Source organism: Candidatus Omnitrophota bacterium (assembly GCA_040755155.1).
Taxonomy (GTDB): Bacteria; Hinthialibacterota; Hinthialibacteria; order Hinthialibacterales; family Hinthialibacteraceae; genus JBFMBP01.
In genome coordinates, this window is record JBFMBP010000150.1 from 40,001 (window position 1) to 62,960 (window position 22,960).

Annotated in this window: 15 protein-coding genes, 1 tRNA gene and 1 rRNA gene (1 of these 17 only partly in view); 10 read left to right on the forward strand and 7 right to left on the reverse strand. The window is 51.4% G+C overall.

Annotated features, from left to right (window positions below; all coding sequences use genetic code 11):
• Together AB1656_23000 and AB1656_23005 are read right to left on the reverse strand one after the other, a co-directional pair.
• A 16S ribosomal RNA gene (locus tag AB1656_23000) occupies positions 1 to 1,244 on the reverse strand (it extends 317 nt beyond the left edge of the window).
• A gap of 1,107 nt (positions 1,245 to 2,351) precedes the next feature.
• A tRNA-Cys gene (locus tag AB1656_23005) sits at positions 2,352 to 2,423 on the reverse strand.
• 353 nt (positions 2,424 to 2,776) lie between these two features.
• On the opposite strand from AB1656_23005, the gene AB1656_23010 reads away from it, so the two are divergent.
• The 6 genes from AB1656_23010 (at position 2,777) to AB1656_23035 (ending at position 13,102) form a co-directional block, all read left to right on the forward strand.
• Positions 2,777 to 4,078, forward strand: coding sequence for a homoserine dehydrogenase (locus AB1656_23010; GenBank protein MEW6238265.1), 1,302 nt, complete (start codon positions 2,777 to 2,779; stop codon positions 4,076 to 4,078).
• 128 nt (positions 4,079 to 4,206) lie between these two features.
• Positions 4,207 to 5,418 carry a cofactor-independent phosphoglycerate mutase gene (locus AB1656_23015; GenBank protein MEW6238266.1) on the forward strand — a complete coding sequence of 404 codons (1,212 nt, stop codon included), beginning with the start codon at positions 4,207 to 4,209 and terminating at the stop codon, positions 5,416 to 5,418.
• Between the two features lie 37 nt (positions 5,419 to 5,455).
• On the forward strand, positions 5,456 to 6,694 hold the full coding sequence (locus AB1656_23020; GenBank protein ID MEW6238267.1) for an aspartate kinase: 1,239 nt from the start codon (positions 5,456 to 5,458) through the stop codon (positions 6,692 to 6,694).
• A 158-nt stretch (positions 6,695 to 6,852) separates the two neighbouring features.
• Positions 6,853 to 9,990, forward strand: coding sequence for a S8 family serine peptidase (locus tag AB1656_23025; GenBank protein ID MEW6238268.1), 3,138 nt, complete (start codon positions 6,853 to 6,855; stop codon positions 9,988 to 9,990).
• Positions 9,991 to 10,218: 228 nt separating this feature from the next.
• The gene (cimA, locus tag AB1656_23030) at positions 10,219 to 11,790 is read left to right on the forward strand and encodes a citramalate synthase (protein ID MEW6238269.1); all 1,572 of its coding nucleotides are present in this window, start codon (positions 10,219 to 10,221) and stop codon (positions 11,788 to 11,790) included.
• Entirely contained in the window at positions 11,780 to 13,102 is a 1,323-nt protein-coding gene (locus AB1656_23035) for an NAD(P)/FAD-dependent oxidoreductase (protein MEW6238270.1), read from the forward strand. The genes cimA and AB1656_23035 overlap by 11 nt, the downstream gene beginning before the upstream one ends.
• Positions 13,103 to 13,106: 4 nt before the next feature.
• Here the strand turns inward: AB1656_23035 and AB1656_23040 are convergent, their stop codons facing one another.
• From AB1656_23040 to AB1656_23050, 3 genes are all read right to left on the reverse strand, one after another.
• Complete coding sequence (locus AB1656_23040) at positions 13,107 to 13,517, reverse strand: hypothetical protein (protein ID MEW6238271.1); 411 nt, start codon at positions 13,515 to 13,517, stop codon at positions 13,107 to 13,109.
• A 119-nt stretch (positions 13,518 to 13,636) separates the two neighbouring features.
• Entirely contained in the window at positions 13,637 to 14,539 is a 903-nt protein-coding gene (locus AB1656_23045) for a decaprenyl-phosphate phosphoribosyltransferase (protein ID MEW6238272.1), read from the reverse strand.
• A gap of 51 nt (positions 14,540 to 14,590) precedes the next feature.
• Complete coding sequence (locus tag AB1656_23050) at positions 14,591 to 15,169, reverse strand: GNAT family N-acetyltransferase (GenBank protein ID MEW6238273.1); 579 nt, start codon at positions 15,167 to 15,169, stop codon at positions 14,591 to 14,593.
• Positions 15,170 to 15,363: 194 nt separating this feature from the next.
• Here AB1656_23050 and AB1656_23055 point away from each other — a divergent pair, with 194 nt between their 5' ends.
• The 3 genes from AB1656_23055 to AB1656_23065 all read left to right on the forward strand — a co-directional run bounded on the left by AB1656_23055 (position 15,364) and on the right by AB1656_23065 (position 18,626).
• On the forward strand, positions 15,364 to 16,641 hold the full coding sequence (locus AB1656_23055) for a Gfo/Idh/MocA family oxidoreductase (GenBank protein ID MEW6238274.1): 1,278 nt from the start codon (positions 15,364 to 15,366) through the stop codon (positions 16,639 to 16,641).
• A 142-nt stretch (positions 16,642 to 16,783) separates the two neighbouring features.
• Positions 16,784 to 17,422: an ApaLI family restriction endonuclease gene (locus AB1656_23060; protein ID MEW6238275.1), complete on the forward strand. Its 639-nt coding sequence runs from the start codon at positions 16,784 to 16,786 to the stop codon at positions 17,420 to 17,422.
• A gap of 4 nt (positions 17,423 to 17,426) precedes the next feature.
• Positions 17,427 to 18,626: a site-specific DNA-methyltransferase gene (locus tag AB1656_23065; GenBank protein MEW6238276.1), complete on the forward strand. Its 1,200-nt coding sequence runs from the start codon at positions 17,427 to 17,429 to the stop codon at positions 18,624 to 18,626.
• A 109-nt stretch (positions 18,627 to 18,735) separates the two neighbouring features.
• Here AB1656_23065 and AB1656_23070 read toward each other — a convergent pair whose 3' ends face one another.
• Positions 18,736 to 19,704, reverse strand: a complete 969-nt coding sequence (locus AB1656_23070; protein MEW6238277.1) for a DMT family transporter — start codon at positions 19,702 to 19,704, stop codon at positions 18,736 to 18,738.
• Positions 19,676 to 20,416: an HAD family hydrolase gene (locus AB1656_23075; protein ID MEW6238278.1), complete on the reverse strand. Its 741-nt coding sequence runs from the start codon at positions 20,414 to 20,416 to the stop codon at positions 19,676 to 19,678. Before AB1656_23075 ends, AB1656_23070 begins: the two co-directional genes overlap by 29 nt.
• Positions 20,417 to 20,619: 203 nt before the next feature.
• On the opposite strand from AB1656_23075, the gene AB1656_23080 reads away from it, so the two are divergent.
• Complete coding sequence (locus AB1656_23080; protein ID MEW6238279.1) at positions 20,620 to 22,692, forward strand: hypothetical protein; 2,073 nt, start codon at positions 20,620 to 20,622, stop codon at positions 22,690 to 22,692.
• Positions 22,693 to 22,960 lie beyond the last annotated feature (268 nt).

The following is a 22,960-nucleotide window of genomic DNA, read 5'->3' on the forward strand; positions in this document are numbered from 1 at the left end:
GTGTAGCCCAGGACATAAGGGCCATGATGACTTGACGTCGTCCCCACCTTCCTCCAGCTTGAAACCGGCAGTTTCCCTAGAGTCCCCGGCCGGACCGATGGCAACTAGGGATAGGGGTTGCGCTCGTTGCGGGACTTAACCCAACATCTCACGACACGAGCTGACGACAGCCATGCAACACCTGTCTATCTAAGATCCTATGTTTCCATAGGACCACGATTCCTTACGGTGATGTCAAGCCCTGGTAAGGTTCTTCGCGTTGCGTCGAATTAAACCGCATGCTCCACCGCTTGTGCGGGCCCCCGTCAATTCCTTTGAGTTTCAACCTTGCGGTCGTACTCCCCAGGCGGGATACTTAATGCGTTAGCTGCGGCACAGAAGGGGTAGAAAACCTCCCACACCTAGTATCCAACGTTTACAGCGTGGACTACCGGGGTATCTAATCCCGTTCGCTCCCCACGCTTTCGCGTCTCAGCGTCAGTTGCGGGCCAGAAAGCCGCCTTCGCCACCGGTGTTCCTCCAGATATCTACGCATTTCACCGCTACACCTGGAATTCCACTTTCCTCTCCCGCACTCAAGCAAAGCAGTATCGAACGCATTCCCCCGGGTGAGCCGTGGGTCTTTAACATCCGACTTACTCTGCCGCCTACACGCGCTTTACGCCCAATAAATCCGAACAACGCTTGCCCTCTCCGTATTACCGCGGCTGCTGGCACGGAGTTAGCCAGGGCTTCTTCTCCAGGTACTGTCAAATAGAAGGGGTGTTAGCTCTCCTACCGTTCATCCCTGTCGAAAGCAGTTTACAATCCGAAGACCTTCGTCCTGCACGCGGCGTCGCTCGGTCAGGCTTTCGCCCATTGCCGAAGCTTCTAGACTGCTGCCCCCCGTAGGAGTCTGGGCCGTATCTCAATCCCAGTGTGGCCAGCCATCCTCTCAGACCGGCTACTGATCAAAGCCTTGGTAGGCCGTTACCCTGCCAACTAGCTAATCAGGCGCGAACCCTTCATCCGGCGGGAGGCCCGAAGGTCCCCCCCTTTGGTTCCCATCACTTGTGTAATGGGAACATTATGCGGTATTAGCCCAGGTTTCCCTAGGTTATCCCCCACCAGAAGGTAGGTTATTCACGTGTTACTCACCCGTTTGCCGCTTTACTCGTCCCCCGAAGGGAACTTTCACGCTCGACTTGCATGCCTTATCCACGCCGCCAGCGTTCGTTCTGAGCCAGGATCAAACTCTCCGTAGAGAATTTGCAACATCCGCCGAAGCGGATGGATTTACCTGCTTTACAAAACGAATCTGAACGTCAACTAAGTGACTTTTGTTCGGATTCAATTGTGGGAGCCTCCCTTGCTTCGCTCATAAAATATGGTTTAGGCAAGGAAAGCAAACTCTCACACTTGACGTTAACCTGCTCGATTGTCAAAGAACAAGGAAGGAATGCCCTTCCACTTACTCCTGAGAAACTAAACCCGCTCGAACCAGCCTAATCCTGTATTCGTGCGGGCGAAGGATTATTTTATCTCTTTTCGAAACGCTGTCAACCCGCTAGATGATTTTTTTTTATTTTTTTCGCGTTTCGTTTTCGGCCCCGTTTGTTTTCTCTCGCAAATCATTTCCTTCGCGAAAGACGGGAGTTCTTTTCTTTTTGCCATCGGCCACGTCAGCCAACGCGGAGCAAAGTATAGCGAGGTTGATGAGTCGGGGAAGTCCCCTAATTCATTTTTAATAATTTTTTTTAAAAAAAATTCTCCCTTTAAGGGATGAGATGAACTAAGTATAATAAAATAAGTAAATTATATCGAATTATAAAAAAAGAAAAAAAATAAAAAAATCCCGCGAATTCGTACTTTCCAACCTCTTTCGAGGAGAAAAATTGGCCGGGAATTTGTAAAAAAAGGATGAATCTCGATAAGATGGCTTGAATCGAATCGAATATCCTGCCTGGAAAAATATATAAAAGGGGATTCCTTGACGCCGGCGATTCTGGAATTCGATTTTTCCAATGCGAAGTGCGCAAAAATTTCTCGGCGATGAGCGGCCCATATGCAAAAAATGCTCATAAGTGAATTATAACTAATTAATTATATTTGATTTATGTAAGTCTATATCGGCTGGCGCAAATATTGCATATTTTCTGGCAAACATAAAAAAATCCCAATATTCGAGGGGTTGTTATATATTAATATCTATAAGATCGTCTCCATTTTACCCTTAATCGCCATAGAAAAGCGGATGCCTTTGAATGGACGGATTTTTCAAGACGAATGAAAATTGTTTTCACGAATGAGCGCGAAAACGGCGATGATATTTAACGCAAGGGAAGAACGGACGTTAGGAAAGGAGGATAACAAGGCGGCGCCCGGATTCGAACCGGGGGATAAAGGATTTGCAGTCCTCTGCCTTACCACTTGGCTACGCCGCCGAATTGCAGGCTCTATTAAAGGAAGAGGGGATCGCAACGAACGGCGATCCCAACGAATATTATTCAATTCCTTCCCGGTTCTGTCAACCGCCGCCGGTTAACACGGAATAGAGCGCCAACGAATATAGGCAGGATTTTTTCTTCCTTAACAGGGCGAATTGCTAGCGTTTGCATCCTCTCTCCTTCACGGGAAGAAGAAGGAAATGTAAACTTTCCCTTCTAAAGCTGTTTATTGATTTTCTCATCGACTCGTTCCATAGGATTTTCGATTATGGCTTGCGCCTGCATTCCTTTTCTGGAATACGGGCGCCGAGATAAATATAACCGCATTAGATTGGGGGAATAACGATTACATGGCACTTCGCATCGGATTACTAGGCTTTGGCACAGTCGGCGCAGGCGCCGTCAAGACGCTGAGAGAAAACGCCGATGCGATCGCGCGGCGGGCGGGAACGGAAATCGTTCTAGCGGCTGTCGCCGATGTGGATTGGAGCCGCGACCGGGGGATTGATCTTTCCGGCGTTGCCAAAGAGACGGACGGCTGGCGTTTAATCCGCGATCCTAAGATTGACGTAATTATCGAGCTGATCGGCGGCTCCGGCATCGCCAAGGATTTCGTCAAAGGCGCGTTGGAGAATGGCAAAGACGTCATCACCGCCAATAAAGCCTTGCTGGCGAGCCATGGCGCAACGTTGTTCAAACTCGCGGCGGATCAAGGAAGGAAGATTTATTTCGAAGGCGCCGTCGGGGGCGGCATTCCCTTGATTCAATCCTTTTACGGCGGATTGGCGTCGGCGAAAATCTCGGAAATCCATTCCATCATTAACGGAACCAGCAATTATATTCTCACCGCCATGGAAGAAGCGGGCGCTCCTTTCGAAAAAGTGCTCAAAGAAGCTCAGCAGTTAGGATACGCCGAACTCGATCCCACTTACGACGTAGAAGGAATCGACGCCGCGCACAAACTGGCGATCATGGCTTCCATCTGCTTCGATACGCAAGTCAACTTGCAAGCCGTATATACGGAAGGCATCCAGGATATCACCGTGGATGACATTCGTTTCGGCCAGCGGCTGGGGTATCGCTTGAAACTGCTGGCTATCGCCAAAGACTTGGGTGAGGAAATCGAAGTGCGGGTGCATCCGACATTCATCCCCAAAAGCCAGCTTCTCGCGTCGGTCAACGGCGTTTTCAACGCCGTCAACACCTACGCCAAAGGATTGGGATCGACAATGTTGTATGGGCGAGGAGCGGGCGATCTGCCCACCGGCCACGCCGTCATCAGCGACGCGATTCAATGCGCGCAGGATAGTATGGCGCGCCGCAGCGTCGATTACCGCAACTTCTACACGCCGAAAAAGCGCATGAGGCCGATGGGCGATATCATCGCGGAATATTATCTACGCTTCCTGGTGAAAGATCAGCCGGGCGTATTGGCGAAGATTGCGGGGATTTTAGGCGATCGCGAAATTAGCATCCTTTCCGTGTTGCAGACGGAGTTGAGCCGCGACAATGTTTGTCCTATCGTGATCATGACGCATAAAGCGCGCGAAGGCGATTTGTGGCGCGCTCTCGAACAGATCAGAGAACTCGACGTCGTCATGGCGCAACCGAAAGTGATTCGCATCGAGCAAATGGATGGTAGAAAAAGCTGAACGCCTCATGTCAAACCTTATCATAGAGAAAAAAGAGAAAAGACGAATCTCGAATTAAGGAATGATACGGTGCGTTGAATGCTCTGCCGTCTTTTTCCCAAACGCGAAATAGAAACGAGATATTGCCGATGAAATATATTATCGCCGTACCCGACGGCGCTACGGACAGGTTAAGCGATTATCCCAACGGCGATACGCCCCTCTTCTGCGCCGAGACGCCGACGATGGACGAATTGGCGGATCGCGCCGAAGCGGGCTGGGCGAAAACCGTTCCGAATGGCTTTCCTCCCGGAAGCGATGTGGCGCTGCTATCCATCTTCGGCTACAACCCTGCTGATGTCTATACGGGACGCGCTCCGCTGGAAGCCGCCAGCCTGGGCGTCGCACTGAACGACAAGGCGGCCTTTCGTTGCAACCTGGTGACGATTGGGGACGGCGTCATGAAAGAATTCACCGCCGGCCATATCTCTACCGAAGAAGCCGGGCAGATCGTTCAAGACTTGGATCGGGAGTTCCGCAAAGAAAACGTCCGGTTTTATACGGGAGTGCAATATCGCCACATCATGACGGCGCCGCCTTCCTTCGCCGCTGTGGAATGCACTCCGCCGCATGATATTACAGACAAAGAGATTGCGCCGCATCTTCCACGCGGCGGTTCCCAAACCATTATTCGCAGCCTCATGGAAAAATCCCAAGCGATCATGGCCGATCATCCCGTCAATCTCAAGCGCATCGCGGCGGGAAAGCCCCCGGCGACGCAAATTTGGCTTTGGGGGCAAGGAACGGAGCCGATGCTGCCGCCTTATTCCATCCGCTGCGGTTTATCGGGCAGCGTTATATCGGCGGTCGATTTAATCAAGGGCATTGGGACGTTAGCGGGATTGGAAATTGTCAAAGTAGCTGGCGCAACGGGATTGCAGGACACGAATTACGAAGGCAAAGCCGACGCCGCCTTGGCCGTTCTTCGCAAGAATGATTTCGTATTGATTCACGTCGAAGGACCGGACGAGATGGGGCATAAAGGTGACGCGGCCATGAAAACGCAATGCCTCGCCGATTTCGACCGGCGGATGCTGCGGCGGCTGGTGGAGGGATTGCGCGCTTGGGGCGAACATTTCCGGCTGTTGCTTCTGCCGGATCATCCCACGCCGATCGCCTTGAAAACCCATGTCAATGAGCCTGTCCCATTCATTCTTTACGATAGCCGGGACGCCGGCGTAAAAGGAACCGGCGGATTTTCGGAAATATCCATCCAGCGGCGCGAAAGCCGGATTGTTCCAGGTTATCGCCTATTGGACGTATTGCGCGAGAATATCAGTTTATCCAGCTTGGACGCATAACGCCTTTTTGGCGCATTACTATAGCGAGGGAAAAACCATGTCAATCATTGTGCAGAAATTCGGCGGCACATCCGTGGGAACCACGCAGAAGATCATGAATGCAGCCCGCAAAGCCGTCCGGGACGCGGAAGCGGGGCATGACGTGGTCGTTACCGTGTCCGCCATGTCGGGAGAGACGGATCGTTTGCTCAATCTGGCCAACGAAATCGATCCCGCCGGATCGCCGCGCGAGCGGGACGTCATCGCTTCCACAGGCGAGCAAGTAACGATCGGATTGATGGCTCTGGCCATCGAGAAATTGGGACGTCCGGCGATTTCGTTTACGGGATTTCAGATCGACATGCGAACGGATTCCGCCTTCACGAAGGCGAAAATCCGCAGCATCGGCGACGAGAAGATCCGTCAGGCGTTGAAAGAAGGGAAAATCGTCGTCATCGCCGGTTTTCAAGGCGTAACCGACGCCGGAGAGATTACGACGCTAGGCCGGGGCGGTTCGGATACGACGGCCGTCGCTATCGCCGCAGCGTTGAACGCCGACCGTTGCGACATCTACACCGACGTGGACGGAGTCTACGCCGCCGACCCGCGCATCGTTCCGCGAGTGAAGAAGATTCCCGCCCTCTCCTACGAAGAGATGCTTGAGATGGCGTCGTCGGGAGCGAAAGTGTTGCATACGCGGTCGGTGCAATTCGCCGCGAAATACAATGTTCCATTGCAAGTTTTATCCAGTTTCGTAGATACGCCAGGCACAATGATTACTAAGGAGGAAGCCATGGAAACAGTCGTCGTCAGCGCCATTACTCATAACGTCAAGGAAGCCAAAGTTACTTTGAGCCGCATCGCGGACAAGCCGGGCACGGCGGCGGCCTTATTCAATTTTCTCGCCGGCAAGAATATCAACGTGGATATGATCGTCCAAAATACGGGCGAAAACGAAATGGCGGATATTTCCTTCACCGTCGAGCGCACCGATTTGCCTTACATCAAGAAGTTCGAAAACGAACTATGCGGCGTCATCAACGCTCAAAAGATCGCCTACGACGACAAGATCGCGAAAATTTCCGCGATCGGCGTGGGAATGCGCAGCCATGCGGGCGTGGCGTCGCGGATGTTCAACGCCTTGGCGGCGAAAGGAATCAACATCCTGATGATCAGCACCTCGGAAATTAAAGTTTCTTGCGTTATTCATGAGGACTACACGGAATTGGCCGTGCGGGCGCTTTGCGAAGAATTCGACTTGGAAAAGAAAGAGGAGATCGCCGAGCTGGAAAAATAATCCCGCCGGCTCGACGCGATTTCGGCATCCTGGAAAGGTAAAAGATGAGTCATTCTTCTTCCCGAACGATCCTTGGGATCGTTAGCTTGTTTCTATTGGTTAGCTCATTGGGTTGGACCATAACGGATGTTTCGAAATCGTCGAAATGTTTTGTGGTGATGAAATCTTCCCCCGTCCTCCTCGCTCAAAAGGCGATGAGCGGGGGATATCTTATGAAAACGGCGGAATTCAAGGCCAAGCAAGCCAGCGCTCGGGCGTATGCGGCGGTTCTCCGGGCGGAACAAGACGCTGTGGAGCAAGAGATCCTGAAAGCGGCGCCCAGCGCGAAAATACATCGACGCTTCACCAACCTGCTCAATGCCATGACGGTGGAAGCTGGGCCGGAAGAGCAGACGCAATGGGCTTCTTTGCCGGGCGTCGCTTACATCGCGCCGGTCTGTACGGTAAAACCGATGTTGACCAAAAGCGTTACATTGGTCCATTTGCCTGAAGCCTGGGAACTGCTGGGAGGCGGAGAAAAGGCGGGAGAAGGCGTCTATATCGCGATTATCGACACGGGCGTCGACGTTACGCATCCCGCCTTCGATGACGAAGGTTTCGTTATGCCGGACGGATTTCCCAAGGGCAATGCGAGTTTTACCAACAACAAAATCATCGCCGCCCATGTTTTTCCGCCTAACGGGAGGAATAAAGGCGATACGACCCTCTTCGACCGGGAAGGGCATGGAACGGACGTGTCATCGATCGCAGCGGCGAATTTCAACGTCGATTCGCCGCTGGGCCCCCTTTCCGGCGGCGCGCCGAAAGCCTATCTGGGAAACTATAAAGTTTTCACGTTGAGCAGCGGCGCGGACAGCGATCAGATCGTCGCCGCCGTCGAACAAGCTGTGGAAGATGGGGCGGATGTGATCAATCTCAGTTTAGGCTCCGATGTCTTCGGCGATCCCCAGCACGATCCGCAGATTCTCTCGTTGCGCAACGCCGTCGATCTGGGAGCTGTTGTAGTAGTCGCCGGGGGCAATAGCGGAAAAGATTATACGATCGGCAATCCCGCCCAGGCGGAGGAAGCTATCACGGTAGGCGCCGTAACCAATCGACACGCTCCAAGCGCATCCACCGACGATTTCGAAGCCAGTTTTTATCTGGGCTTATCCGTCATCGTGGAAGGCGAAACCGTTCTGAGCGATGCGCAAGCGATTTTTGGCGGTGGGGGGAGTTCGTTTACGGCGCCGTATATCGGAACTTTTCCCATTAAGGACCTCGATTTGATGGATGGCGGCAGCTACGGCGGATCGGGAGACGGTCTGTTTTGCGCAGACGTCAGTCTGCCCGCGCCCTTGAACGCCTGGCTGCTGGTTCAACGCGGCGACTGCTTATTTGCGGATAAAGTCAAAAGAGCCCAAGCCGCGGGCGCCAACGGCGTGATCTTTATGGACAACAAGGACGCGGCGGGCGATCAACCCGGCGTGGAAGGTTCCTCGCTGCCCAGCATGATGATAAGCAAATCGGCGGGAAAAACCATCAAGGATGCGTTGAAAGATGGGCTTGACGTAAAAATCGACATTCATTCCTTGAAACTCAATTCCAGTTCGTCCACTCCATCGCATATGGCATCCTACAGCAGCGAAGGACCTACGGCGGAATATCTCTTGAAACCAGATTTGTCCGCCGTCGGCCATAGTCTCTTCGGCGCAACCCAGAACGACGACACCACGCAATCCACCTTCGCCGCCTCCGGATTCTATTGGTATGCCGGAACCAGCATGGCTTCGCCCCAAGTGGCGGGAATCGCCGCTTTGATCCGGCAGGAGCATCCCGATTGGCCTCCCGCCTGGATTAAATCCGTTCTGGTTACGAATGCGAATCGCTCCATCTACAAAGCGTCGCCCAGCAACAGCTTGGCCGCTATTGTCGAATGCGGCGGTGGTTTGGCGGACGCAAACGCGGCGTCCGAAGCGGATACCGTTGTGGTTCCTTCAATTTTAAGCTTGGGGAAATATATGCTTTATTCCAAAGAGACGGCCGCGAAGCCCTTTACAATTGTCAATGTTTCCGACCGGGAATGCGAGTATGCCCTAACAAGGGATTCGTCGGAAAACACCATCCAAACCGTTCTTTCGGAGGATCGATTTACGATCGCGCCGGGCGGAAAGAAAGAGATTAGAGTTTCTTTCATCATTCCCTCGTCCCTTGCCAGCGGCGATCATGAGTCGAATTTGCTCTTGAAAAACGAAACGACGGGCAAAACCTATCCCATTCCCTTTTGGGTAAGAACGGAGCCGGTCAATCAGCCGTCGGGAAATATACTCCTCGTGGATGACGACGAAGGCGAGAGTTACCAAACGTTTTATCAAGAAGCTCTAACGACGGCGGGTTATTCCTATTCGACGTGGGACGTCAAAACCATCGGCGAATATCCCACGTTGAATTATCTCTCTGCTTTTCGCACTGTCGTATGGTTCCTTTCCACGAGCAGCCTTAATTCCTACGATCAATCCACCGATGCGGGTTACGAGAAATACGTGACCGCCTATAATTCGCGCCATCTTTTCGAAAGCGCCATGATGTTGTACCTCACCGGGGGCGGAACGCTCTTCCTTACCGGACAAGACTTTTTGGACGACAAGGAAGAGGCGGCCTTTCCCCAGGAAATATTAGGCGTGGAGATGGCGGATCACGATCACGGAGCGAATACGATTCAAGGATTTCCGGAGAATACCATCTTTTCCGAGATCGGCAATATCAATCTGAGTTATCCCGGCAATTTCGAGAATTTCCCCGATCTCATCGCTCCTATCGCGTCGAGAGGAATCGCGACATCCGCCTTTTACGCCAATGGCAATAAGAACAACGTCGTAGGCGTTACGATAGAAACCAGCGGCTATCGGGCGATATTTCTCGCTTTTCCCTTGGAATTGTCTACTTCTACAAGCGAAGCGGCCACCATTATCCAAAAAGGATTGCAATGGCTGGAGGAAGCCGAATCCGCCTCTCCCCGTTTGACGCGCATTACGCCGGATACGATCGATCTCTCGCAGAATTCCGGTCCGGTTCCGATCGCGATCGAAGGAGACGGCTTCTTTTTCGCCAACGGATACCGCGCCTACTTGGATTTCGCGACGATCGACCGGCTGCAGCGAGTCGACAGCCATTCGTTGAGCGGGGAAGCGCCCGCCGGTTTGCAGCCCGGCGTTTATACCTTGAAAGTGCAAACCGGGGATGGCCGGCGCTTGCAACTGGAAAATGCTTTGACGGTCGTCGCCAACAATGCGATTTCGGACTGGTCGCTCTTTTAGCGGCTGAAATCGCAGCGAATAACTTTCGGACTTTTGTTTTTCCATTATAATGAGCAAGAGGATGGGCGAGGCGCTGCCTCGCCTAACTCTTACTATACCCGTCCCGGAAATTGGATGCGCCGTTTCTTTCCAGAAGAGGCTGGTTTATATCTAGCGATTGGCATCAGACTTTTTTTAATTTTCCAACCTGGGAACTAAATCGGGATTTCATGAAAGGCGGTGGTCGTTTTGTCGGGTAAGATAGAACTATTCGATACTACGCTGCGCGATGGGACGCAAGGAGAGTACATCAATTATTCCGTCGAGGATAAAATCCGGATCGCCCAGAGAATGGACGAATTCGGCATCATGTACATCGAGGGCGGATGGCCTGGCTCCAATCCCAAGGACATCGCATTTTTCCAACGCGCCAAGGATTTGAAATTCGCGAACGCGACGATTACGGCGTTCGGCAGCACGCGCCATGCGCGCAACGCCGTGGAGAGCGATCCCAACATTCGCGCGTTGCTGGAATCGGAAACGAAAGCCGTCGCCATCTTCGGCAAATCGTGGGATTTTCACGTTACCCAGGCGTTGCGGATCGAGTTATCGGACAATTTGCAAATGATCCGGGATTCGGTAGGGTATTTGAAATCTCAGGGACGAAAAGTCATTTACGATGCCGAACATTTTTTCGACGGCTATAAAAACAATCCCGAATACGCCCTGAAAACCATCCAGGCGGCGTCGGAAGCGGGAGCGGAAGTCATTGCGCTCTGCGATACGAACGGCGGCAGCCTTCCCCACGAAATCAGCCAGATCGCCCGCATCGCCAAAGCGAATATCTCCTGCAAACTGGGCATCCACACCCATAATGATTCCGGCTGCGCCGTAGCGAATACTCTCGCCGCCGTCTTGGAAGGCGCCGAGCACGTCCAGGGAACGTTCAACGGCTTTGGCGAACGCTGCGGAAACGCCGATCTTTCGTCGGTGGTTCCCAACCTGATGCTCAAATTGGGGTGCGAAGTTGTTCCGATGGAGAATTTGAAGGAACTGGCCGGATTGGCCCTCTACATCGCCGAGCTGGCGAACGTGCAGCCGAAACACAATCAACCCTACGTGGGGATGAGCGCATTCGCTCACAAAGGCGGCATTCACGTCAGCGCCGTGCAGCGCGATTCGAAAACGTACGAACACATCGATCCCGCCCTCGTAGGCAACCGGCAGCGCGTGTTGATTTCCGAACTTTCCGGTCAATCCAACATCCTCCATAAATTGAAAGATATGGGAATCGAATTGGACAAATCCTCGCCGGTAGGACGCCGCATTCTGGAAAAGATCAAACAATTGGAAAGCGAGGGCTATTATTACGAAACAGCCGACGCCTCCCTGGAATTGTTGATCCGCAAGGAATTGGGACAGCATCGTTCCTTTTTTCAACTCGTGGCGTACCGAGTGCTCGTCGATCAGCATCACGCCAGCGACGATCTCTGGTCCGAAGCGACGGTGCGCGTCAAGATCGGCGACGAAGTGCTTTTTATGGCGGGAGACGGAGACGGCCCCGTCAATGCGTTGGACAACGCGCTGCGTAAAGCGCTGGAAGGCCATTTTCCCCAATTGCGCGATGTGCGGTTGACCGATTTCAAGGTGCGCATCATCGATTCCGGCCAGGGAACGGCGGCTAAAACCCGCGTCTTGATCGAATCCAGCGACGGCGAGCGGGAATGGATCACCATGGGCGTCTCCGAAAACATCATTGAAGCTTCCTGGGACGCGCTCGTCGACAGCATCGATTACAAGTTAATGCTCGATGAAAAGTAAATGCCGTTACGCCGTCGTCGGCGGAGGCGCCGCCGGATGCACGCTCGCCTGGCATTTATCGCGCAACGGCCATGAGGTCGTGGTCTACGAGCGCGAAAAAGGGCTGGGAGGGTTGGCTTCCGCTATTCCTTTCGGGCGCACTCGCCTGGATCGATTCTATCATCACATCTTCACCAGCGACGATCGCATCCAGTCTTATATCCAGCTATTGGGTCTCGCCTCCGATTTGCATTGGCGCTCCTCTTCCGTTGGATTCGAATATAAGGGCGAATTATATCCCTTCACGACGCCGAAAGACCTTTTGACGTTCCGGCCTCTTTCCTGGCTTTCCCGGCTGCGCGTCGGCTGGACGGTGTTAAAAGCCCAACGCATTAAATCTTACGAACCGCTGGAGAAGATTACGGCGGAAGAATGGATCGTAAGGGAAATGGGAGAGCAGGCGTACCGCGTCTTGTGGGAGCCGCTCTTGCGCTCCAAATTCGGCGACCGCTACCGCGAAGTATCCGCCGTTTGGTTTTGGGGCAAGGTCAAACTGCGCGGCGGGACGCGCTCCAAAAGCGGCGCTGGAGAATGTTTGGGCTATCTGAAAGGCGGATGGGGACGGATTTTCGACTGCATGGGCGAACAAATCGCCAAACAGGGCGGGATTTTTCGCTTTCACGAAATCGTGAAAGCGATCGAACCTAGCGGAAAAGGATTGATTGTCCGCACGCGCGCGGGAACGGACGAATTCGACCGCGTGATTTTCACGCCCAGCCTGGCGACGTTCGCGGAAACCGTTCCCTCGCTTCCGGAAGAGGTTAAAGCGAAATATGGAGCGATTCCGTTCCAAGCCAACATTACGGCGGCATTGGGCTTGGAACGGTCGATCTCGCCTTATTACTGGCTCAACATCACCGCTCCCGAATCGCCTTTCGTCGCCGTTATCGAACATAGCCGGCTGTTCGACGATCCGGATTACGGCGAATTGACGCCGGTTTATCTCTCCCGTTATCTCGACCGGGAGCACCCCATGTTCAAGACGCGCCCCTCCTTTCTGCGCGACATGTTCGCCGCGCAGTTGGAAAGAATATTCCCCAATTTTCGGAGGGAGTGGATTCGAGAGTTTACTTTATCAAAAGCTCACTTCGCACAACCCGTCGTCGGGTTGCTGTACTCCGCCAACAGACCCGCTTTCGATACTCCGCTGCCGGGACTTTATCTTTGTACGATGGCGCAGATATACCCGGAAGATCGCGGGATGAATTACAGCATGAAAATTGCGGAAGAATTGTTACGCCAGCTCGGAGAATGGAACCGAACGCCAGCCTAACGCCTTAATATTCTTCTTCCTCATCCACATCGTAGTCCATCTCGTCGTAGTCGTCGTCGTAGTCGTCGTCCAGATCGTCCAGATCGTCGTCCTCGTCTTCGTCCTCGTCGTAGTCGTCCTCGTCTTCGAAAAACTCGTCGTCTTCCAGCTCGTCGTCTTCTTCCTCGTCGTCTGCTCCCTCGACTTCGTCGTCAAAGGATTCTTCCTCTTCGTCCCACCCCAACAGATAGGCCTTGAGAGAATCCACTGAAGCGCCGCGCCATTCGGCGCCGGCTACGGCGATCCAACAAGGAATCAGACTTCCGTCCGCCGCGCGGACAAGCGCGCCAACGCATGGCGATCCCGGAATGCGGAAAGCTACGGCAATGATTGAAGATTTCGTCATCCTAGAAAACCAGCGATGATTATCTCCCATGATAGTACTCCTCAGCGCTAACTAATTTGGAGAACCCTCGCTACCGAAAGTGATACCTTATGTCTCCGCTCGCTACATTACACGTAAGAGAAACCAAGTCAATACCTGATTTGAAAAATTTATTCCCCCAAATACACAACCCAAAAAACAACGATCAGCCAGAGAAAACCATTCACGAGAAGAGGGCGATCAGACAACAACAATTCCGTAGGATTTCCGCCCTCTTCTTTCCGGTAAGCGAGGAAAAGATAACGGAACAATCCGTATAAAACAAAGGGGATGGAGTATTTCATTCCCGGATGATACCCCGCCGATCCGTGTTCGGGATTGGGATCGATGCAGTAGAGAGAATAGGTTACGGCGGCGCCCGCCGTGACGATGCAGATAATCTGATCGAGAAAGGCCGTCGAATATTCCTGCAGGATGGCGCGATGGTTTCCGGCGTTTTCCTCGCCCAGCAAAAGAATTTCATGGCGGCGTTTGCAAAAGGCGAGAAAGAGCGAGACGAATATCGCGCAGATGTAGAGCCAGTCGGAAAACTTCACACCAATGACGACGGCTCCGGCATAGGTGCGCAGCACGAATCCCAACGCGATGATCATGCCGTCGAGAATGACGACGGTTTTCCACCAGAAGGTATACAGAATATTCGTCGCGACGTAGAGCCAACCCACCAGCAGAAAGGAAAGAGAAAGCCAGGCGGAGGCGCCGGTGGCGGCGAGAAACAGAAAGACGCAAGCGGCCAACGCCGTGAAAACGTCCAGGCGTCCAGAAGGCAATGGGCGTTGGCGTTTGTCGGGATGAAGCCGGTCTCGATCCAAGTCGACGATGTCGTTAATCATATAAACGCAGGAGGAGTAAAGGCAAAAAAGCGCAAACGCGAGAAACGCTTTCAAGACGGAATCCGCATGGCCGAATTCCCGGGCGAAAATCAAAGGCGCGAAAACGAACGCATTCTTTACCCACTGCTTGGGACGGGCGATCTCGACGATCGCCGCCGTTTTTTCCGTCCAGGACGCCATCAAACCATTCCTTTTTCTCGCGGCCTTGTGTGGGGCGAAGAGACTGAAGATTTATAAATCCTTGGGGATATTGTGCCACATAATATGGAGAAACGGATTGAATCCGACTTTCTGCCAAAAGCGATATCCTCGCTCGTTGCGGGGAGAAACGTTCAACTGAATGACGGTAATCCCCCTTCGATTAAACCATCGGCGTATATGCTCCCATAACTTGCCGCCGCAGCCGGAGCGTTGTTCCGATGCGGCGACGGCCATTTCCGCAATGAAGCCGTATCGGCCCAGCGCGAAGACGGTGGGATTGGATAAGATCATGCCGATGGTATAGCCGACGATCGTTCCCTCTCTATCCGCAACAAAGATCGCGTAATCGTAGTTCTCTTGGATGGAACGAAGATATTCGAGATAGGATTCTTCATGATTCGCCGCCAACTCGAAGCGGGGATCGAACGAGAGGTGATAGTCCATCATCTCGATCCACAATTCCACAACCCGGGGAAAATCTTCCTCCTTCGCCCTTCGAAGAATCAAATCCGCCATCGAAATGAACCTCATGCGCCGCCGCCGCGAGTCGAAGCCGAATCCGCTTCGGTTTTGTTCAGGATGATAGGAATATCTTTTTCGTATTGTCAAGGGATCGATTCCGGCGTTCTGGGAAAGCGGCGGGAAGAGAGCCGAAGATCTTTTTCTCGTTCCCAGACGCCTTTAACAATAATCTTGGGCGTGGTAATTTGATATGCGGGAGAGTTAGAATTCATTTCCGTTTTCGTCTTATTTTTCGAATAAACGAAACAGAAACATTACCCATTCCAAAAGGAGTAGATGCAATGAGCGAAGCGAAAAAAGGCATGTCGCGCAGAGATTTTGGGAAGACGGCCATAGCGGGCGCAACCGCCGCGGCCGGATTGGGGATCGTTCGGAACGCCGCCGCCGCGGATCCCTTGAAGATTGCCTTGATTGGCGCAGGCGGACGCGGAACCGGCGCCGTGCAGGATGCGATGAAGGCGTCGGACAACATTCATCTCATCGGCATAGCCGACGTCATGGAACAGACGGCGAAGAATGCGTTCAATGGATTCAAAAACAACGCCAATCTCGCCGACAACATTAAAATGACCGAAGAGACGGTCTTCTGGGGATTGGACGCTTATCAAAAAGTGATCGATTTGCAGCCCGACTACATTATTATCGCCACGCCTCCGGGATTTCGCCCCATCCATTTCGAAGCGGTCGTCGAGAAGAAACTGCACTGCTTCTGCGAAAAGCCGGTGGCGACCGATTCCAACGGCATCCGCCGCTACATGGCCGCCGCGCGCAAATCGGAGCGTCTTGGACTAAGCATCGTCGTGGGAACGCAGCGCCGCCATCAAAAGGAATACATCGAAACCATCCAAAAAATCCATGACGGCGCCCTGGGCGAAATCGTCGCGGGCCGCGCTTATTGGAACGGCACCCTGCCTCACCGCCGCGAACGCAAAGAAGGCATGGACGATTTGACCTATCAACTTTACAACTGGTACAACTTCTGCTGGATTTGCGGCGACAATATCGTCGAACAGCACGTGCACAACCTCGACGTCATGAACTGGGTCTTCCAAGCGCATCCCATCTCCGTCGATGCCAGCGGCGGACGCGCCCAGAAGCCTCCGGAAGCAAAATACGGCAATATTTGGGATCATTTCAACTGCGATTTCGAATATCCGAACGGCGTGCACGTTATCAGCTCCTGCCGCCATTGGGACAATTGCGACGACGACGTCTCCGAACTCATTACGGGAACCAATCGCGCTTTCCGCAATGGGCAGAGCAATTGCAACGACATGGCGTCCGAAAGAGTGGGCGGCCGCGCCTACGTGCAAGAACACGCCGATCTGCAAGCCAGCATTCGCGGAACCGGCCCCAAATTGAACGAAGCCATGCAGGTAGCCGTCAGCACCTTCACGGCCATCTTTGGACGCATGTCCGCCTATATGGGCAAAAGATTGAGCTGGGACGAAGCGTTGAATATGGATTACGACATATTTCCAAATAATATGAATTGGGGCGTTCCCATGCCGCCCGATCCCATTCCCGTTCCCGGAACGAAAATTCCCGGCATGAAGTGAGCTGAATCGATCATTGAATCAAGATTGAGCAGAAGGGGGGCATGCGCCCCCCTTACTCTTGATTTTTTCACTTAACGCGGAAATTCATACGTCAACAGTTATTATGCGGTTTTTATTCTCTGCAACGGCTAGGGATAACCAGATGAGCGGCATTAAGGAGAAAATAAAAATACTTGCCCGTAACTATTCGGAAGATCTGAATAAAAAGATTACCGAAAGAGTGAAAAAAATGGATTCGGACGACAAGTCTCATTACTTGATTTATCGAGTATTGGGAGTGACGAATCAAGAAGGGGAGTTGATTGATATTTATCAGAATAAAGGCCGATTTTTATATAAATATGCGGGAGCCCTTTTAGAAGAATCGGCCATTTTATGTTTTGAAGAGAAATTCGAAAATACGAAGAAAAAGGTAAGAATACCTAACACTCACGGTTCGCGTCCTAAAACATTCGAGATCGATTGTCTTATTGGAACGGAAGCGTATGAAATTAAATGGCGGGATGCAACCACAGACGGCGATCATATTACCAAAGAACATACAAGAGTGAAAAATATAAAAGAGGCGGGATTTAAACCGATTAGGATCATGTTTTATTATCCTAATCGCGATCAAGCGATTAAAATACAAGAAACAATAGAGACAATCTATTCGGGGATTGGCGGCGAATACAATTATGGAAATAAGGCGTGGGAACTTATACGCAAGAAAACGGGCGTAGATTTATTTAAAATCATGGAAGAGATCGCGGAAGAAAATTCGAAAAAACAATTAAAATAGAAACATGTTCTATACGGGAGACTGCCTGGACATATTAAAAAATCTCGGAAACGAGACCGTAGATTTAGTCTACATGGATCCTCCCTTTTTTACTCAAAAACGCCAGAAATTGAAAACGCGAGACAATACGAAAGAATATTGCTTTGACGATAAATGGGATAGCATAAACGAGTATTATCAATTTATTGGTGAACGGTTGAAAGAATGCCGGAGAGTATTGAAAAATTCCGGCAGCATTTTTGTTCACTGCGATCGATCGGCATCTCACCATTTACGCATGTCTCTCGATGACGTTTTTGGGAGTGATCAATTTCAAAGCGAGATTGTTTGGATTTATAAAAGATGGTCGAACAATAAAAAAGGATTGCTTAACGCTCATCAAATTATTTATTTTTACGCTAAATTCCCAGACTTTAAATTTTATCCAATCTATGAAGGCTACTCTCCTACCACCAATATCGATCAGATATTTCAAAAGAGAATTAGAGACAAAAACGGGAAAACTGTTTATAAAAAGGACATAAATGGGGATTGCGAATTGCTGGAAGATAAGAGAGGAGTTCCCCTATCCGATGTTTGGGAAATCCCCTACTTGAATCCAAAAGCAAAAGAAAGAACGGGATATCCGACTCAAAAGCCAATTCTATTATTAGAAAGAATTATCCAATTAGTCACAGATAAAGGCGATCTTGTACTTGATCCTTTCTGCGGAAGCGGCACTACGCTTGTTGCCGCAGAACTTTTAAAAAGAGAATTTATCGGAATCGATATATCGAAAGATGCAATCGCCATATGCAAAGAGAGAGTGCGCGCTCCCATTAGAACGGAATCATTTTTATTGCAAAAAGGCAAAAGCGCTTATGTAAATCAATCTCATGAGATCAATAAACTACTAGAAATAATTGGGGCCGTTCCCGTTCAGAGAAATAAAGGCATAGATGGATTTCTAAAATACGGCGACATCGTTAAGCCGATCCCTGTGAAAATACAACGCAGCAACGAATCGTTGGAAGAAGCGGAAAAACTTCTTGTCAAAGCGTCGCAAAAAAACAAATATAAAGGAAAGATTCTTATTAAAACGAATAATAAGCATGATAATAACTTGTTTGATATCATCGGCGATTCCTCCCATGAAGTCTTAATCGTTGAGGATATCGAGAGATTTCTCTCGGAAAAAGAGGCTATTTTGAATCATTTTGGTTGATCCTCTCCCCGCATGGACCCGAACCTGCTTCATAGAGGAAGCGGGAGATATTCCCACTCTTTTTGCTTATATAGAAAAGACAAAACGATTTTGAAGGCGGATTCGCCGTTCAACCAATCGGTTCTGGCAGCACTGGCGGCGGTTGATGGTTTCTCGGCCAGACGGCGAAGGCCACTCCGGCGATAATGACGGCGGTCCCCATCGTTTTCGCAACCGTCAGCGTCTCCTGTAAAAGGAAAATGGAGAAAATGACGCCGAAGACCGGCAGCAAAGTCAACGTCATGCACACGATCGACGCGGGCAGGCACTTCAAAGCGTTGTAGTAGAGAAAGTGCCCTAGCCCTGAACATCCGGCGCCCAAGTAGATCGTAACCAGCCACGATTTCCAGGACATCTCCCAAATCCCCGGCAGTCTATCCGTAGCGGCGTTGATGACGCCGAAAGAGGCAAAACTGAAGAGGGATACGAAAAGCATCGCCTGAATCGGATCGGAATCGTCCAACACCCGTTTGCTGAAAATCGTATACAGTCCCCAACTGATGACCGAGGCGAGGACCATGAAATCGCCGAAGAGCGCTCCTCCCAGGCGAAATTCCATGCCGTGGAGATCCTCCAAGACGACGAGAAAAACGCCGATCACGGCGCCCATTCCGCCTGCGATGTTGGGCGCGTTAAGGCGTTCTTTAAGAATGATGACGGATAGAAATATGGAAAAAACCGCTTCTGTGGATATGATTAAGGAGGCGTTAGACGCCGTAGTAAATTTAGTGCCGACGTATTCCAAAATCATTCCTAGCGTACAGTAAATCCCTCCCACCAGCGCCGCCTGGCGCCAGGTTTTCCGCTTCCAGACGATTTTTTTCTTTTGCAGCCAATAAAGAGGAAGGAAGCAAAGGGCGACCAATCCCATGCGGTTGAATCCGAGAAGGATGGGATCGACGCCTTGGTTGATGACGAGTTTGTTGAAGGCGAACGTCGTTCCAAACAACGCTTGCGCCGAGATGGCGAAGGCGAGGCCGACGATCCACTTTTTGAGCGTAAGAGGTTCGTTAGGTTGAGAGGGAGGGAATTCGGCCATTTTCTTTTTCGACGATGGGCAATAAGTCCTTCAAGTTGGTTAGGCGATAGTCAGGTTGGGGATCGGCGTAACCGTTTCGCCGCGGTATCCAGGCGGTTTTGATTCCGGCGGCTTTGGCGCCGAGGATATCTTTTTCAGGATTGTCGCCGACCATCATGGCTTCATGAGGCTTTGCGTTCACGGCGGCCAAGGCTTTTAGAAATATTTCCGGCGCCGGTTTGGATATCCCCGCCTCCTGAGCGATGAAAACGGCGGAAAGGTATGGCTCCAATCCACAGGCTTTAATTTTTTGCTTCTGCATGATCGTATTGCCGTTGGTAACGATGGCGAGGGGAATGCGGCCATGCAGCGTTTCCAGAACGCCAAGGGCTTCGTCGTAACATCGATACGTTTCGACGCGGGCTTTCTGGAATTCCTTCGCGATAGCCCGCAGAAAATCCGGTTCCAAAAGCAAATGAAACGCAGAAAAAATTTCGCCGAAAATATGAAACCTGACTTCGGCGGGATCGATCATCGAACGGATGGGCGAATCGTCGTAATGTTCCCAATGCCAATTGTTGATGCGTATAAAAGTTTCTCGAAAAGTATCCGCCGATAATTCCGGATGCCGCTGACGGCAAACGGGCATGATTCTTTCAAGGGATATCAAATAGCTGTCCCGATCCCTGCCGAGAGTTTGATCCAAGTCGAATAGAAGAGCGTTGATAGGCATGGCGGTTTGAGAGTAGCATTTCCTTCCAATAATGCTTGGAGTATAGTCGCCGGGTTTAGAGATAGTAAGTCCGCAGCGGCGGACAGGAAAGATGAAAGAACGATGTTAGCCGCAATTGGAACTGCAACGATATACTTTATCGAATAAAGAAAATACAAATCGATTCGGAAAGTGAAAGATTTCCCATCAAGGAGGCGCGTATCATGACAATTACGAATCAATCCGTTGTTCTAAACAAACGTTATTTCGCCACCGTTGTATTATGGATTCTCTGCCTTCCTCTGTCGTCAATCGCCATCGAACCGGTTTTCAAAACCGACTTCGATCAATCCGATTTGCAAAAGACCGGTTGGACGGCGATTTCGGCGGGATTTGGGGCTTATGCTCCCGCTTCCGTTTCCGTGGGCATGATTCCTTCCACCCCGGCCGATCCCACGCTCACGAATGGGCGCGGCGTTATCATTACGGCGCTGTCCGGCCAGGGATCGTTCGTCTATGGCCCCGCTATTCCCACGAATGGAGAGTTGATGGTGTTGCGCGTTTCCGTTTTCTCGCTCGGCCAGGGAGGCGCCGTAGCGGCGGGCGCGCTGGATGCCGCTCCAGGCGGTTCGCTGTCCAACGTGGATGGGAGTTTGTCTTACTCTCTGGAAGCGGACAGCGGCTCGTTGATGGCGGATTATCAACGGCTCACGATGTTATACCGCCCGAAAAGCAAGGCGATGATTCCCTTTTTCCAATTGGCGGTCGCTCCTTCATCGGATATGAAAGCCGTAACCATTATGCTCGATAATTTCGAGATTTATTCCCTCAACGCCGCCACTGTCGCCGATCCGAATCTGCGGGCGCTATTCGACATTGGCGGCGGGGCGGCGCCTACCGCGACTTCCACTCCAAAACCGCCTAATCCCACAGCCACGCCAACGGCGACGCCGGCGCCGCAGGCGGGAGTTTATGGAGAGTTGTATACGATTACCGATCCCAACGATGCGCTGGATGTCAGCCATCCCCGGGCGGCTTTCGATTATCAAAAAGGCTACGCCATCGCCTCTGTCGAGCTGGGCGATTATAAGGATATTGGCTTGCGTTGGCTCGACGCCAGCAATAAAAGCGTTTCGGGACCGTTTATCGTCAATCAAACTTACGAAAATACGGAAGCGAACGATCCCGATATCAACGTCGATGGCGGCGGCATCCGGCATATTGCATGGTCGGACAATCGCAGCATAGAAAAACTGAGCAGCATCTATCTCGCCCAACTGGATTCGTCCGGAAACCGCTTAGTTACGAATGATTACGAGGTAAACCTTCTATTTCAGGATACGAATGCAAAACTCCCGGCTTTAGCGTTGGAGAATAACGGCGATATGATCACGTGTTGGAGCGACAACCGCAACTACTTGAATGACTTGTTCGCCCGGCGTCTACGCTGGGATGGGAAAAATATTACGGCGATCGACGCCAAGGATTTCCAAGTAAACCTCCCCTATAACGACACGAACGTCGGTGAACTGGATGCGGCGATCGACGACAGGAATAACATCCTCGTTGTCTGGTCCGACAACCGGGTGATTGTAAACAGCAAAAAGAGGGATGATATTTATGGCCGATTCTTCTCTTTCCAGACGAATGTAACCGCCAAAAACGCCGTTCCCGAATCTATCGCCGAGATTAACATCAGCGATTTCGATAACTACTACGATTTGGCCACAGAGCCGCAGGTCGCCGTATCCGACGGCTGGTTCCTTGTGGTTTGGACGAATACCATCCCCTCGGAAGGCAGCCATATTCATGCGGCCGCCATCGATAACGCTGGAACCTTGCGCGCTCCAGAATTCATTATGGACTCGGGCGAAACAACCAATTTCTGCCGTCTGCCATCCGTCGCCGCGCTGGCGGGAAATCGCTTCATCGTAACTTGGTACGATGGTATAAATAAAACTTTCTGGGCGCGGTGGTATGACGCCAGCGAACATCTTTATCTCACCGATCCAATTCCGCTGGATCAAGAGTTTTCCATCATACGTGGAACCAGCGTTTCGGTGGGTAATAATAATGAATTTCTTTTTCTTTGGGCTTCCTATAAAATGAGTCGGTTCGATCTTACCGGATTTCTAGGAACCTGGATCGATCAAGGCATGGCGGGAAAGATAAAGTCTCCCATTCGCAGCGGCGGATCCTTGCAGCCTCTATCCGTCCAAAAAGCAGAAGTAAAACCGATGCGCGCGATGGAGCAAAAACCTCCTCGCGCCGGATCGGAACGTTCGCAGAAACGTTGATCTTCTCCGCTTCTTCCTGCGTTTGTAGTAGATTGCGGGGCCGTCATGGCCCCGTATTTCTTCTTGTGTTGAGGGAAAAATAGAAAATTCAAGAAATTTCCATTTTTACGCAAGAAATATTTGACTATGTCAAGTAATTGAGGTATACTTGACATAGTCAACTAATTAAACAAGACTTTCTCCTTCTTATGGATTTTGGAAAAGGAAGAAAAGTAGGATGGGTCGCGTTTTTTGACCCATCAATATTTAGGGCAATCGATGAGTCGAA